This window comes from Streptomyces sp. T12, assembly GCF_028736035.1.
In the GTDB taxonomy this organism is placed as follows: Bacteria; Actinomycetota; Actinomycetes; order Streptomycetales; family Streptomycetaceae; genus Streptomyces.
On the sequence record NZ_CP117866.1, the window covers coordinates 8,581,905 to 8,595,586 of the forward strand.

Annotated in this window: 10 protein-coding genes; 3 read left to right on the forward strand and 7 right to left on the reverse strand. The window is 69.8% G+C overall.

The window, feature by feature from the left end; translation table 11 throughout:
• Positions 1–65 precede the first annotated feature (65 nt).
• From PBV52_RS38485 to PBV52_RS38495, 3 genes are all read left to right on the forward strand, one after another.
• Positions 66–1,805, forward strand: a complete 1,740-nt coding sequence (locus tag PBV52_RS38485; RefSeq protein ID WP_274245068.1) for a PHP domain-containing protein — start codon at positions 66–68, stop codon at positions 1,803–1,805.
• Between the two features lie 17 nt (positions 1,806–1,822).
• Positions 1,823–2,314: a hypothetical protein gene (locus PBV52_RS38490; RefSeq protein WP_274245069.1), complete on the forward strand. Its 492-nt coding sequence runs from the start codon at positions 1,823–1,825 to the stop codon at positions 2,312–2,314.
• 268 nt (positions 2,315–2,582) lie between these two features.
• Complete coding sequence (locus PBV52_RS38495; RefSeq protein WP_274245071.1) at positions 2,583–4,598, forward strand: calcium-binding protein; 2,016 nt, start codon at positions 2,583–2,585, stop codon at positions 4,596–4,598.
• A gap of 72 nt (positions 4,599–4,670) precedes the next feature.
• Here PBV52_RS38495 and PBV52_RS38500 read toward each other — a convergent pair whose 3' ends face one another.
• The 7 genes from PBV52_RS38500 to PBV52_RS38530 all read right to left on the reverse strand — a co-directional run bounded on the left by PBV52_RS38500 (position 4,671) and on the right by PBV52_RS38530 (position 13,471).
• Positions 4,671–5,417 carry an ABC transporter permease gene (locus PBV52_RS38500; protein WP_373922040.1) on the reverse strand — a complete coding sequence of 249 codons (747 nt, stop codon included), beginning with the start codon at positions 5,415–5,417 and terminating at the stop codon, positions 4,671–4,673.
• Positions 5,418–5,487: 70 nt separating this feature from the next.
• Positions 5,488–6,294, reverse strand: a complete 807-nt coding sequence (locus tag PBV52_RS38505; protein ID WP_274245072.1) for an ABC-2 family transporter protein — start codon at positions 6,292–6,294, stop codon at positions 5,488–5,490.
• Between the two features lies 1 nt (position 6,295).
• Entirely contained in the window at positions 6,296–7,303 is a 1,008-nt protein-coding gene (locus PBV52_RS38510; protein WP_274245073.1) for an ATP-binding cassette domain-containing protein, read from the reverse strand.
• Between the two features lie 125 nt (positions 7,304–7,428).
• Positions 7,429–10,299 carry a glycoside hydrolase family 2 TIM barrel-domain containing protein gene (locus PBV52_RS38515; protein WP_274245075.1) on the reverse strand — a complete coding sequence of 957 codons (2,871 nt, stop codon included), beginning with the start codon at positions 10,297–10,299 and terminating at the stop codon, positions 7,429–7,431.
• A gap of 27 nt (positions 10,300–10,326) precedes the next feature.
• Complete coding sequence (locus PBV52_RS38520; RefSeq protein WP_373921963.1) at positions 10,327–11,223, reverse strand: carbohydrate ABC transporter permease; 897 nt, start codon at positions 11,221–11,223, stop codon at positions 10,327–10,329.
• The gene (locus PBV52_RS38525) at positions 11,220–12,185 is read right to left on the reverse strand and encodes a carbohydrate ABC transporter permease (protein ID WP_274245077.1); all 966 of its coding nucleotides are present in this window, start codon (positions 12,183–12,185) and stop codon (positions 11,220–11,222) included. Before PBV52_RS38525 ends, PBV52_RS38520 begins: the two co-directional genes overlap by 4 nt.
• Positions 12,186–12,205: 20 nt before the next feature.
• A complete protein-coding gene (locus tag PBV52_RS38530) occupies positions 12,206–13,471 on the reverse strand; it encodes an ABC transporter substrate-binding protein (protein ID WP_274245079.1) in 1,266 nt (421 codons plus the stop codon).
• Positions 13,472–13,682 lie beyond the last annotated feature (211 nt).

The following is a 13,682-nucleotide window of genomic DNA, read 5'->3' on the forward strand; positions in this document are numbered from 1 at the left end:
CCACAGGCGGCGCAGCAGCGCCGCAGGAGGCAGGCCGCACAAGGCAGCGGCATCAGGAGGGGCACATGGGACACGGGCACGCGCACGGTCGTCATCACCACCACGGACACCACCACGGACAACACCATGGCCACGACCACTCGCACGACGCGGCGACCTCCGCCCTGCCCGCCGCCTTCGACACCTCCGTGCCCGACGAGGCCCTGAGCCCCGAGCAGCAGTCGCGCCGCGCGCTGCTGCGCCGGGCGGGTCTGCTGGGCGCCGGGCTGGCCGCCGGCAGCGTCGTCGCCCCGACTCCGGCCGCCGCCTCGGCAACGGCCACGTCCGCCGCTCCCGGCGGCCGTAGGGCGAACGGCTTCCTGTGGCTGGCCGGTGACCACCACATCCACACGCAGTACAGCAGCGACGGCAAGTACCGGGTCGTCGACCAGGTCCGCCAGGGGGCCAGGCACGGCATGGACTGGCTGGTCATCACCGACCACGGCAGCGAGACCCACGCCAGGATCGGCGTCGAGAAGGTCAACCCGGACATCCAGGCCGCCCGGGCCGCCTACGAGGACACGCTCGTCTTCCAGGGCCTGGAGTGGAACATCCCGGCCGCCGAGCACGGCACCGTCTTCGTGCACCCCGGCAGGAACGAGGTCCTGGTCCTCAAGCAGTTCGAGACCGACTACGACGGCAGCGTGAAGGGCGCCGGCGACTCCACGCCCGCCAACGAGGCGCTCGCCGTCGCGGGCCTCAACTTCCTTGCGGAGCAGGTGGAACGGCGCAAGGTCAAGGACGCGCTGATGCTCGCCAACCACCCGGCGCGGCGCGGTGTCGACTCCCCGCACGAGATCCGCGGCTGGCGGGACGCGAGCGCCTCGCGCCAGATCGCCGTGGGCTTCGAGGGCGCCCCGGGCCACCAGGCGGCCGGCCTGCCCGCCCCCCTCGGCATGGCCCGCGCCCGCGGCATCTACGACAACAACCCCAGCGCCAACTCCTTCGCCGGCTACCCGCTGGAGAGCTACCGCACCTGGGGCGGCTTCGACTGGATGACGGCCACGGTCGGCGGCCTGTGGGACAGCCTCCTCGCCGAGGGCAAGCCGTGGTGGATCACCGCCAACTCCGACTCCCACCAGGTGTACGCGGACACGGCGGTGCGCGGCACCGGCGGCGACTTCGCCACCGAAGGCCGCCACCCGGACCCGGTCTACGGCGGCCGGATCGACATCACCCAGGGCGACTACTGGCCCGGCCAGTACAGCCGTACGCATGTCGGTGCCGACGGCTTCTCCTACGCCGCCGTCATGGACGGCATCCGCGCGGGCCGCATCTGGGTCGACCACGGCCAACTCATCAGCGCCCTCGACGTCCGCGTGACGGGCGGCCGCCGCTGGGCCACCCTGGGCGGCGCCCTGCACGTCAGAAAGGGCACGAACGTCACACTGACGGTCGACGTGGCGCCGGCCGGCGGCCCCAACTGGGCGGGCTTCGTCCCCACCTTGGCCCGCGTGGACGTCATCCAGGGCGATGTGACCGGCCCGGTCGCGGACAAGGACACCTTCACCGCGCCGACGGCGAAGGTGGTCAAGTCCTACGAGGTGAACAAGTCGGCCGGCGTGGTCCGCCTCACCTACGACCTCGGCAGGGTCGACCACCCCGTCTACGTCCGCCTGCGCGGCACCGACGGCAACCGCACCGCCGTCGGCGCGATGGGTGCCGCCGTCGACCCGGCCGGCCCGGCCATCGACGTCGTCGGCGACGCCGACCCGTGGCGCGACCTGTGGTTCTACTCCAACCCGGTGTGGGTCCTGCCCTCGTGACGCCGTACGCCCTGACCGTGGACGCAGACGTCCGGGACCTCCCGGCGGCCGACCACCTGCTGCACACCTTCGCGGCCGAACTCGCCCTCCCCGAGGGCACGTTCGGCTGCACCCACCTGGTGCGGGGAGACCGCCCACGCGTGGCCGTCTCCCTCGCCCTCCCGACCGAGCCGCTCCTGCGTACCGCCCAGGAGCGGCTCATCGCCCGGGGACACGCGGTGTCGCGCGGCACGCCGGACGCGACGGGCCGGGCGGTGCTCTACCCCGGCGTCGCCTCCCTCACCGGCACGCTGACGATCGCGGACGTGCTGACGCGCTCCGCGATCGACCGCGTGACGGTCCTGGGCTCACCGACTCGACCGGCCCTGGAGACACCGCTGGTCACGTGGGGCCACGTACGCCCGCTCTGGCAGGACGACGAACTCGTCCTGACCGCCGTGCCGGCCGTGGGCGGCACCCTCGTTCCTTTCGAGGTGCCGGATCCGACGCCGTGTTGTGCGGACCACTGAGGTGCCGTGGCGGGACGCCCGTCCGTGACCGAGACCTCCAGTCCCGGCCCCGCAGTACTCGGCGGGCCCGTTCGGCGGGGCCGTCCTCACCTGGGCCGGGGAGCACCACGGCATGGCGCCGCCCCTGACCGGCGTTCCGGACGGCCTAAAACCCGGCTGTCACTATCGTCGGACCGGTCACCCCGCAGGGTGGAACTCTGCGGACCAGTAAGCCGATTCGCTGGCCAGCCGTCGCGCCGTGTCGCGCGCGCATCCGGAGTCTGGCAGCATGCCCATCCTTCCTTCCCTACGGGGATCCCTACGCGCCGTGACCGCCCTGGTCGCGGCGCTGGCGTTCGTCGTCGCCGTGCCGCACGGCGCGTTCGCCGCACCCGGTGACCTGGACCCCACGTTCGGCACCGGCGGAAAAGTCAGCATCACCACCGACACCTTCGCCGAGGGCCAGGACATGGCCATCCAACCCGACGGCAGGATCATCTCGGTCGGGTGGGAGCAGGATGCGGAGTTCCTCGACTCCGAGTTCGCCCTCACGCGGCACAACTCCGACGGCAGCGTCGACACCTCCTTCGGCGGTGGCGACGGCGAGGTGCTGACCGACTTCGAGAACGGCGAGGACGTGGCCCAGGGGGTGGCGGTCCAGCCCGACGGGAAGATCGTCGTGGTCGGCCGTCACCAGGAGACCGACGACGAGTTCGCGGGCTGCTGCTGGTTCACGGTGGCCCGCTACAACGCCGACGGCAGCGTCGACACCGCCTTCGGGGGCGGCGACGGCTGGGTCAGCCCCGGCCTGGCCGGCGGGGCCGAGGACGCGGCCGGCGTCGCGGTGCAGCCCGACGGGAAGATCGTCGCCGGAGCCCGGGCCGGCGGCTCGTTCGCGGTCGTGCGGTACCTGCCCGACGGGAGCCCGGACGGCGCCTTCGGGGGCGGTGACGGCGTGAGCATCACCTCGTTCTCCGACGTGGGCGGCGCCGTCGCGCAGGACATGGCTCTCCAGCCCGACGGGAAGATCGTCCTGGTCGGCTACTCGGGCGAGACCAACTTCGACTTCGCCCTGGCCCGCTACAACTCCGACGGGAGCCTGGACACCACCTTCAGCGGCGACGGCCGGGTCACCACGGACCTGGGCGGATACAACTGGGGCGAGACCGTGGTCGTGCAGTCGAGCGGCAAGATCGTCGCCTCCGGATCGAGCGGCGGCCGCTTCACGCTCGTGCGCTACAACGTCGACGGCAGCCGCGACAGCGGCTTCGGCACCGGAGGTGTCGCGACCGCGGACTTCGGCAGCACAGCCGGCGTGTACGACCTGGCGCTCCAGCCCGACGACCGGATCATCGCCGGCGGCGGCGGGGCGGTCGGCGACTTCGCGCTCGCCCGCTTCAACGCCGACGGCAGCCTCGACACCGGGTTCGGCACGGACGGCCGCATCACCACCGACTTCGGCGTCGGCGACCGCGTGAACAGCCTCGCCGTCCAGCCCGACGGGAAGATCGTCGCCTTCGGCAGCAACAGCGACGGCCTGCGCGCCCTGGCCCGCTACCTCGGCGGCGTCGGCACCCCGCCGCCACCCCCGCCGCCCACTGAGGTCGACCTGTCGGTCGCCAAGTACGGCCCCGGCACCGTCAGCATCGGCGACCGGGCCACCTACACCTTGACGGTCACCAACAACAGCACCACGATCGCGGCCACCGGCGTCAGCCTCACCGACACCCTCACCGGCCCCGCCGCCACCGTCATCTCGGCAACCCCGGGCCAGGGCACCTGCACCACCTCCGCCACCGGCGCGACCTGCGCCCTCGGCACCCTCGCCACCGGCGCGAGCACGACCGTCAGCGTCGTCGTCGAGCCCAGGGCCACCGGCACCCTCACCCAGCGGGCCACCGTGAGCGCCACCCAGACCGACCCGGCCACGGCCGACAACACCGCCACGGTCACCACCACGGTCAACAACTCCCGCCTGTGCACCCGCATCGGCACCAGCGGCAACGACACCATGACCGGCACCAGCGGCACCGACATCATCTGCGGCCTCGGCGGCGACGACACGATCAACGCCGGTGCCGGCAATGACACGGTGTACGGCAACTTCGGCAACGACCGCGCCGACGGCGGCCTGAACAACGACACCCTCAACGGCGGCCCCGGCAACGACAACCTGATTGGCTACTACGGCAACGACAGCCTCAACACCGTCGACAACGTCTCCGGCAACGACACCGCCAACGGCGGCCCGGGCACGGACACCTGCACGACGGACACCGGGGACACACGGATCAGCTGTCCGTAGCCCCGACGGTCCGACAGCCGCACGCGACACCCGAGCGTCACCCGGCACAGCACGCCGGGTGGCGCTCGGCCGTCATCCGTTCACGCCGGTGTAGCGCTTCAGGCTCCACCGCCACACCAGCCGCGCCGCCAGATACCCGGCGATCCCGAGCAGCGGAGAGGCCGCCGCCAGCCAGTACGGCACCCCGATGTCGTGGTCGTGGCCGGTCAGCACGGCCGTCGGGAGGTAGGCGACGAACGCGAGCGGAAGGGCGTACGTCAGGAAGCCGCCCACCGCTCGCGGGAGCACGTTCAGCGGGTAGTTGCCGAACGTGCCGAGCAGCTCCTCCAGCCAGCGGCTCCAGTAGTCCGCGGCCGGGAAGCGCAGGCAGGCACCGGCCACCGCCGTGAACAGGGCCGCCTCCAGGAGCATGCCGCCGATGATCGCGGCGATCAGGTACGACACCCGGCCCGCCGTCCAGTCCAGGTCGCTGCGGCTGAGCGCGCCCACCATCAGGCCCGCCGCGACCGTGAGGTCGCCGATCGCGTTGGTCGGGAAGAAGGCGAGCTGGACCTGGCGGTGCACCGGCATGGGGCGCAGCAGATAGATGTCGATCCTTCCCTCCTGGATCTGCCGGCCGATGAAGTGCATCCGCCCCAGCAGAAGCACGAACAGCCCGTGCGCGAGCATCCTGATCGCCGGGATCAGCAGCACGTCCGAGCTGTCCCAGCCGCCCATCCCGGTGAACCGCGCCAGCAGCACCGTCGCGAACACGATCACCGACACCTGCCAGATCGCGCCGATCGCGATGTTCAGCAGGAACTCGGTGCGGTACTCCATCGCGGCACGGATGTTGAGCAGCGTGATGCGCCACACGATGCGCAGGGACTTCACAGCCCTCACCGACACATCAGCCTCCCTGCGAGATCACGCGCCGCGCGGCGCGCCGCCACACCCACCGGGTGAACAGCGCCAGCACTACGACCCAGGCGGCCTGGACGGCCAACTGGGCTCCCGCGTCGGACAGTTCGATCCGGCCGACGTAGATCGACAGCGGCACGCTCAGCGTCGCCTGGAACGGCAGGAAGCCGCTCAGGGTGATGAACCAGTCCGGGAAGAACCACAGCGGGGCGTACACCCCGGACAGCAGGTTCTGCGCGAAGATCAGGATCAGCATCGCGGAGTTGTTGCGGATGGTGAAGAAGCACAGCTGGTCGAGGACGAGCATCACGTAGTACAGGACCCACTGGCCGAGCAGCATGCTCACCGCGAACACCCCTGCCACGGCGGCCGACTCGGGGGGTTCCACGACCCCCGCGGCGAGGCAGACCACGTATCCGCCGAGTGCCCACGCCAGCCCGTACAGCTGCTCGCCGAGGGCGCGCAGGGCGTAGTAGCGCTGGGGCGGCAGCGGGCGCAGATACCAGTAGACGATCGTGCCGAAGTGCATGTGCTGCAGCACCATGTCCCGGCCCGCGGACTGGTCCAACTCCCGTAGCCGGGAGGCGAGTACGGCCAGGACGGCGTAGGTGACCGCCTGGTCGCGGCTGAGCCCGGCGGTGGTGCCCGTCTGCGCGTACAGGCCGCGCCACAGTGACGCCACCAGGACCACCTGCACGGTCAGCCGGAGCAGGACGGCGGTCATCCGGGGCGGCGTGTGCAGTTCGCCGAGCGGGGTGACGCGGGCGGCGCGCCAGCCGTGCAGTACGGCGGCCATCTCAGGCTCCTTCTGCGACGGGCTCGGCGTGCACGTACGCGGCCCGCATCACGTCCTCGAGGTCCGCCTCGTCGAGGGCGAGGTCCGTCACCTCGTACCGCTCGATGACCTGCTTCAGGGCCTGGTGCACGGTCGGTGCGTCGGGGCCGTCCGGGCCGAAGACCGCCTGCGGGCCCTCGTGCCGCAGCAGCGCGATGCCCGGCAGGGAGCCGACCTCGGTCTGCGGGTCGGCGAGCGTCACCCGCACCTGCCAGGTCGAGCCGAACTTGCGGCGGATCTCGTCGAGGGTGCCGTCCAGGACGAGCCGCCCGTGGTTGATCAGGACGACCCGCTCGGCGAGCCGCTCGACCTCCGTCATGTCGTGGGTGGTGAGCAGGACCGTGCGGCCGCGCTGCTCCACCTGGTGCCGCAGGAACTCGCGCACCTGCTCCTTCACCACCACGTCCATGCCGATCGTCGGCTCGTCGAGGAAGACCACCGGCGGGTCGTGCAGCAGGGCGGCGGCCAGGTCGGAGCGGACGCGCTGGCCGAGCGAGAGATGGCGGACCCGGGTGTCCCAGAAGGAGGAGAGGTCCAGGAGCTCGTCGAACTCCTTCAGCCGCGCCGCGTGTTCGGCCTTCGGCACCTCGTAGATGTCGCGCAGGATCGCGAACGACTCGCGCACCGGCAGGTCCCACCACAGCTGGGTGCGCTGCCCGAACACCGTGCCGATGTTGCGGGCGTTGCGCTCCCGCTCCTCGTACGGCACCACGCCCGCGACCCGGGCCTCGCCCGCGGTGGGCGTGAGGATGCCGGTGAGCATCTTGATGGTGGTGGACTTGCCGGCGCCGTTCGGGCCCAGCAGGGCGAGCAGTTCGCCGGCGGCGACGCAGAAGCTCACGTCGGTGACGGCGTGCTTGGCGACCTTCTGCGGGTTGACCAGAGAGCGGAGTGCGCCCGCGAAACCGGGGCGGCGGACGGTGGTGTGGAAGGTTCGGGACAGGCCGCGAACCTCGATGGCGTCACTCAATGGACATCAACTCCCTTGTACCGAAAGCAAGTTGCGGCCGGTCGGCATGAGCGCCGACCGGCCGCGGGTGGACTTTCCGACACTGTCGGAAAGTCGATCAATCGGTCAATCGATTTACAGGTTTCTCACTCGGTGGTCGAGAACACGAACGAGAACTCCGTCGGCTCCGCCCGCAGGAAGTACTGCGGCAGCGGGCCCGGGCCGCAGGACTGGGAGCCGATGCCGTGCTGGCCGTGGTCGAGGTTGACCCAGACCGTGTCACCGGCCGTGAGGTCGGTCAGGTGCCGGGCGGCCTCCAACTGCTCGCTGGTCCAGCGGCGGGCGGTGAACCAGAACTCCGGGTCGCCCTCGATCCGCAGCCCGCCGAGCTCCAGCCAGCGGACGTCGGCCCGGGCGCCGTTCTCCTGCGGGCGGACGTACGGCGTCTGCAGCTCGTCCACCGTGGAGTGCCAGCGGCCGATCATCGACGCCGTCCCGGTGTCCGGGTACGCCTCACCGGGACCGCCGCCGAACCACCGCACGGCGTCCGCCTGCGGCAGCCCGAACCGGATGCCGAGCCGGGGCAGCGGCACCTTCCAGTCGCCCTCGGGCGTCACGGACACGGTCAGCTTCAGCCGGGTGCCGTCCGAGGTCCACCGGTACACCGTGGCGAGGCCCACCTCCCAGGCGGCGGGCGCCACCCGGGTCCGTACCGTCAGCGCGTCGTCGCCCAGCTCCACGGCGTCCAGCCGGTGCCGCATGCGGTGCAGGCCGTACTTGCGCCACAGCATCCCGTAGCGGGTGTCGGTCTGCCATTCGGCGCCGTCGTCGTTGTCGGTGGGCGCCCGCCACACGTCCAGTCGCGGAGCCGTCAGCTCGACGCCGCCGATGGTCCTCAGCGCGCCGGTGCGGGCGTCGAAGGAGGCCGGGCCGAGGGTGATCAGCCGCTCGCCCACGGTGGGCCGGTCGCTCGCCGCGATCGACGGCAACCGCCGTGCGGACACCGGGAACTGGCCCCACGCGACCACGTGGTCCTTCGGCGCCCACGAGGTGTCGGCCGCCAGCAGCGCCCGTACGGTCCACTGGGTCTCGCCGGCGCGCTCGTGAGCGGGCGGCTCCGGCAGCTTCACGTCCGCCGACTCGCCGGGGGCTAGGGCCGGCACCGACAGGGCGCCCGCCTCGACCGTCTCGCCGTCCACCTGGTACGACCACTCGAAGGCGAGCCCCGACAGATCGGCGAAGTCGTAACTGTTCGTCACCCGTACGGTGCCGTCGGCGCCGTCGCCCTCGATACGGACCGGCTCGATGACCTTCTTGTACTCGACGAGCCCGGGAGAGGGCGTGCGGTCGGGGAAGATCAGGCCGTCGCAGACGAAGTTGCCGTCGTGCAGCTCCTCGCCGAAGTCACCGCCGTAGGCGTAGCCCAGCTCGGGGTGCTTGATGCCGTGGTCGATCCACTCCCAGATGAAGCCGCCCTGGAGCCGGTCGTACCTCTCGAAGAGCTCCTGGTAGTCGGCCAGTCCGCCCGGGCCGTTGCCCATGGCGTGTCCGTACTCGCACTGGATGAAGGGCAGTTCGCGGCGCTTGTGGGTGCCGCCGTCGAGGTGCTGCCCGATCTTCTCGACCTCGTCGTGGAAGGCGTACATCCGCGAGTACACGTCGGTGTCCCGGCAGTCCCAGTCGCCCTCGTAGTGCACGAGCCGCGAGGAGTCCCGGCCGTGGATCCACTCGGCCATCGCGGTCAGGCCGCGTCCGGTGCCGGCCTCGTTGCCCAGGGACCAGAAGACGATCGACGGGTGGTTCTTGTCGCGCTCGACCATGCGGGCCGCGCGGTCCAGGAGGGCCGGGGTCCAGCGGTCGTCGTCGACGGGGTTGTCGCGCCAGGCCTGCTCGGTGAAGCCGTGGGTCTCCAGGTCGCACTCGTCGATGACCCACAGGCCGTACTCGTCGCACAGGTCGAGGAAGGCCGGGTGCGGCGGGTAGTGCGAGGTGCGCACCGCGTTGAGGTTGTGCCGCTTCATCAGCAGCACGTCCTCGCGCATGGTCGCAAGGTCCAGGGCGCGGCCCTTCTCGGGGTGCCACTCGTGGCGGTTGACGCCCTTGAAGAGGATCGCCTTGCCGTTGACCTTGATCAGACCGTCTTCGAGGACGACGGTACGGAAGCCGATGCGCAGCGGCACGCGCTCGCCCGCCGTGACCAACTCGCCGTCGTACAGCTTCGGCGTCTCCGCAGACCACGGCTCGACCGTCACCGTCACCGGCTCGCCGGTCGCGACATCGATGTCCAGGGCGGGCACGGACACCCGCCCGTCGACATCGGAGTCGACGCGCAGCGTGCCCTCGCCGGTGGTGTGGTCGTAGGAGGCGTGCACGAAGAAGTCGCCCACGCTGCCCGCCGGGCGGTGCAGCAGGGTGACGTCACGGAAGATGCCGGGCAGCCACCACTGGTCCTGGTCCTCCAGGTACGAGCCCGCCGACCACTGGTGGACGCGGACGGCGAGCACGTTGCCGGTCGGCTTCAGCAGCTGCCCGACCGCGAACTCGTGCGGCAGCCGGGAGCCCTTGAACTCGCCGATGTCCGTGCCGTTCAGCCAGATGCGGGCGCAGGACTCCACGCCGTCGAAGCGGATGACCGCCCCGGCGTCCGCCGGCCAGTCCGCCGGCAGGTCGAAGACCCGCAGGTGGTCGCCGGTCGGGTTCTCGGTCGGCACGCGGGGCGGGTCCACCGGAAAGGGGTAGAGGTGGTTGGTGTAGATGGGCGAACCGAACGCGCCGTCGCCCTGCAGAACCCAGTGACCGGGGACCGTGACCTCGGCCCACGGGCTGCCGTCGTACCCCTCCGCGGCGAAGGAGTCGTCCTCGGCGTCGGCCGTCGCGGACAGCCGGAAGCGCCAGCTGCCGTTGAGGGACAGGGACTTCGCGTCCGAGGACGCGTACCAGGCGCGGGGCGGGAGGGCCCCGCGGCCCGGGGAGACGTCCTCGACGTAGTCGACGGAGGGGGTGGTGCGGAAAGACATCGGTCTCCAGCTCTTGGGAAGAGGGCGTCAGCCCTTGATGCCGGTCTGTGCGATCCCCTGCACCAGCCAGCGCTGGAGGAAGAGGAACACGAACACCAGGGGCAGGATGGAAACGGCCGTGGCCATGAAGATCAGATGGAAGACGACGGTCTGGTTGGTCATGTAGCTGGAGAGCGCGACCTGGACGGTCCACGAGCTCGGGTCCTGCCCGATGACCAGCGGCCACAGGAAGGCGTTCCAGCCCGCGATGAAGGTGATGGTCGCCATCGCCGCGAAGAAGTTCAGCGAGTTGGGTACGACGACACGCCAGTACGCGCCCCAGTAGCCCAGGCCGTCCATGCGTGCCGCCTCCTCCAGTTCCTTGGGGAACCCCAGGAAGTACTGCCGAAAGAGGAAGCAGGTGAAACCACTGAACAGGCCGGGGATGATGAGGCCCCGGTAGGTGTCCACCCAGCCGAGCGAGGAGACCAGCACGAAGCTCGGCACGAAGGTGACCGCGGTCGGGACCATCAGGGTGCCCAGGACGGCGTAGAACACCTTGTTGGCGTGCTTGTACGGGATGCGGGCCAGGCCGTAGCCCGCGAGGGAGCACACCAGCAGGACGCCGACGGTGTGCAGGGTGGCCACGACCGCCGAGTTCCACAGGGACTGGGCGAAGGGGACCGTCTCGTCGGAGAAGAGCTCGCTGATGTTGCCCCACTGGATGTCCGTGGGGAAGAACTTCCAGTTCTCTCCGGTGATCTCGGCGTCGGTGGAGAGGGCGTTGCGGACGAGGATGTAGAAGGGGATCAGGAAGAGGAAGGCGGCGACCCCTGTGGCGATGTAGAGGCCGGTGGAGCTCATCACGCCGCCACCGCGCTTGACCCGGCTGGGTGTGTCCGACTTCGGTGCGGACTTGCGCACCTTGGGCATGGTGGTGGTCACTTGGACTCGTCCCCCCTTCCGAAGCCCATGATCTTGCCCTGGAGCAGGGTCACGGCACAGATCAGCACGGTCAGGATCAGCGCGCCTGCGCTGCCGGCGCCGTAGTCCTGGCTCTCGCCCAGGGCCTTGTAGTACAGCTCGACGAGGGGCGGGCGGCCCCAGGTGGTCTTCGACAGCAGGTTGAAGAACTCGTCGAAGGCCTGGTAGGCGGCGACGAGCAGCAGCAGGATCACCGCGGTGGACGTGGCGCGCAGCTGGGGCAGGGTGATGTACCGGAAGGTCTGCCAGCCCGACTTGGCGCCGTCGATGGCGGCGGCCTCGTACAGCTCGTCCGGGATGTTCTGCAGGGCGGCGATGAACAGGATCATGTAGAAGCCGGACTGCAGCCACAGCCGGGCGGTCACGATGACCAGCCAGTACCAGGGCGGGTTGGGGTCGATCAGCCAGGCGATGTTCTCGATCCCGAACCAGCCGAGGACCGTGTTCATCAGACCGAAGCGGACCCCGCTGAAGATGGACATCTTCCAGATGAGGGCCGCGGCGACATAGCTGACCGCGGTCGGCAGGAAGAAGACCGAGCGGAAGAACGCCCGCATGAAGCGCATCCGGTTCACCAGCAGGGCCAGACCCAGTGAGAGCGCCCAGGTGGTGGGCACGATGAACGCGGCGAAGACGGTGAAGGTGCCGAGCGAGCCGACGAAGTCGTCGTTCGTCAGCATGTACTTGTAGTTGTCGAACCCGACGAACTTGTCCGGCGTGACGGTGAAGCGGGCCTCGAAGAAGCTCAGCCACAGGCTCCAGAGGATCGGCGCGTAGACGAAGATCGCCAGACCGATCAGGAACGGCCCGGTGAAGAGCCAGAAGGTGAAGGTGGGGCTGGACCGCAGACCCCGCCGCGGCTTGGCCGAGGAGGCCTTCGCCGTGGCGGAGCTCGCGAGGTCGAGCTTGGTGGTCGTCGACATGTCGTGGTCCGTCCCGCGGCCTATCCGAACAGCTTCTTGAGCTCGCGGTTGACGGCCGCGTCGCACCTGTCGAGAGCCTTCTCCGGGTCCATGTTCTTGCGCACGCAGTTGGCGAAGACGTCCTCGAAGGCGGTGCGCATGGCCTGGGTCCAGCCGATGTTGTCGAAGTGCCCGAACTCGTTGAAGAGCTTGACGCCCTCAGCGGCGTTGCCCGACTTGAGCTTGGTGGCGGACTCGGCGAGCGAGGTGCGCGGCGGGATGTGGAAGCCGTAGGAGGTGGCCCAGTCCTCCTGGTACTCCTTCTGGTCGATCCACAGCCACTTGACGTACTCCTTGGCCGCGTCGACGTTCTTGCCCTTGGCGTTGACGAACATCGACCAGCCGCCGTTGTAGACCGACGCCTTTCCGGAGTCCGTGACCTTCGGGAAGGGGAAGACCCCCCAGTCGTCGCCGAGCGCGTCCTGGATCGCCGGCATCGCCCACATACCGCAGAACTGGATGGCGCACAGGCCCTGGTTGAACGAGGAGGGGTCCCACGACTCGGTCGGGGCGCCGAGGAGAAGGTCGCCGCTGGTGAACAGCGTGCGCATCTTCTTCAGGCCCTCGACGACGCCGTCCGTGTGATAGGCGATCTGGTTCTTCTCGTCGAGGTGCTGGGCGCCGGCCGACCAGATCAACGTGTCGTTGACGCTGTGCAGGTCGTTGCCCATGTACAGGCCCTTGACCTTGCTGGTGGTGAGCTTGGCGGCGGCCTCCATCAGCTCGTCGAGCGTGGTCGGCACCTCGACCTTGGCCTTCTCCAGCATCGACTTGCGGTAGAAGAAGAACTGCGGGTCGTCGATCATCCGGACGCCGTATATCTTCCCGTCGACCGTGTGCGACTTGATGTCGGCCGGATTGAAGTCGTCCTTGACCGGCTCGATGATGTCGGTCAGATCCGCCACCTGGCCGCTCTTGACCATCTGGATCTGCGGGTGGAACTCGAAGAGATCCGGCGCGTTGTCGGTGAGCAGGGCCGAGAAGAGCTTGCTCTCGAAGTCCGAGCTGGTGATCCACTGCGTGGTCACGTTGGCGTCCTTGTACGCCTTCGCGTACCGCTTGATGGCCTGCTCGGTGCCCGCCTCGCCGTACGCGTGGAACATCTGCACGAGGTTCGTGCCCGAACCGGACCCGCCACCGCGGCCGTTGTTGCCGCCACACGCGGCCAGTCCGCCGGCGGCGGCCAGACCCAGCGCGGCCCGCAGTGCGGTGCGGCGGTCGAAGTTCCTGTTGCTCAATGCCGACATGCTGACGTCCTTGTCTCGAGTACGGCTTGCGGCTCTGCGCCCGTGCCTGTGGCTGGAGCGGCTCAGCGCCAGTTGGCTCAAATGGGGTTGCGGTGCGGGACGTTAACCTTCGACTAAGGCTTCGGCAAGGGGTTGGACGAAGTCTGCACGAAGCGTTGTGCAACGTTCGGAATACCGGACGTGAGGGGATTGCGGGGCGCCGCACCAGCGA

What these genes read in the sequence shown, in the direction of transcription:
- PBV52_RS38515 (WP_274245075.1), bottom strand. Translation starts at nt 10,299, where the DNA reads ATGTCTTTCCGCACCACCCCCTCCGTCGACTACGTCGAGGACGTCTCC.
- PBV52_RS38505 (WP_274245072.1), bottom strand. Translation starts at nt 6,294, where the DNA reads ATGGCCGCCGTACTGCACGGCTGGCGCGCCGCCCGCGTCACCCCGCTC.
- PBV52_RS38525 (WP_274245077.1), bottom strand. Translation starts at nt 12,185, where the DNA reads ATGTCGACGACCACCAAGCTCGACCTCGCGAGCTCCGCCACGGCGAAG.
- PBV52_RS38530 (WP_274245079.1), bottom strand. Translation starts at nt 13,471, where the DNA reads ATGTCGGCATTGAGCAACAGGAACTTCGACCGCCGCACCGCACTGCGG.
- PBV52_RS38500 (WP_373922040.1), bottom strand. Translation starts at nt 5,417, where the DNA reads ATGGAGTACCGCACCGAGTTCCTGCTGAACATCGCGATCGGCGCGATC.
- PBV52_RS38485 (WP_274245068.1), top strand. Translation starts at nt 66, where the DNA reads ATGGGACACGGGCACGCGCACGGTCGTCATCACCACCACGGACACCAC.
- PBV52_RS38495 (WP_274245071.1), top strand. Translation starts at nt 2,583, where the DNA reads ATGCCCATCCTTCCTTCCCTACGGGGATCCCTACGCGCCGTGACCGCC.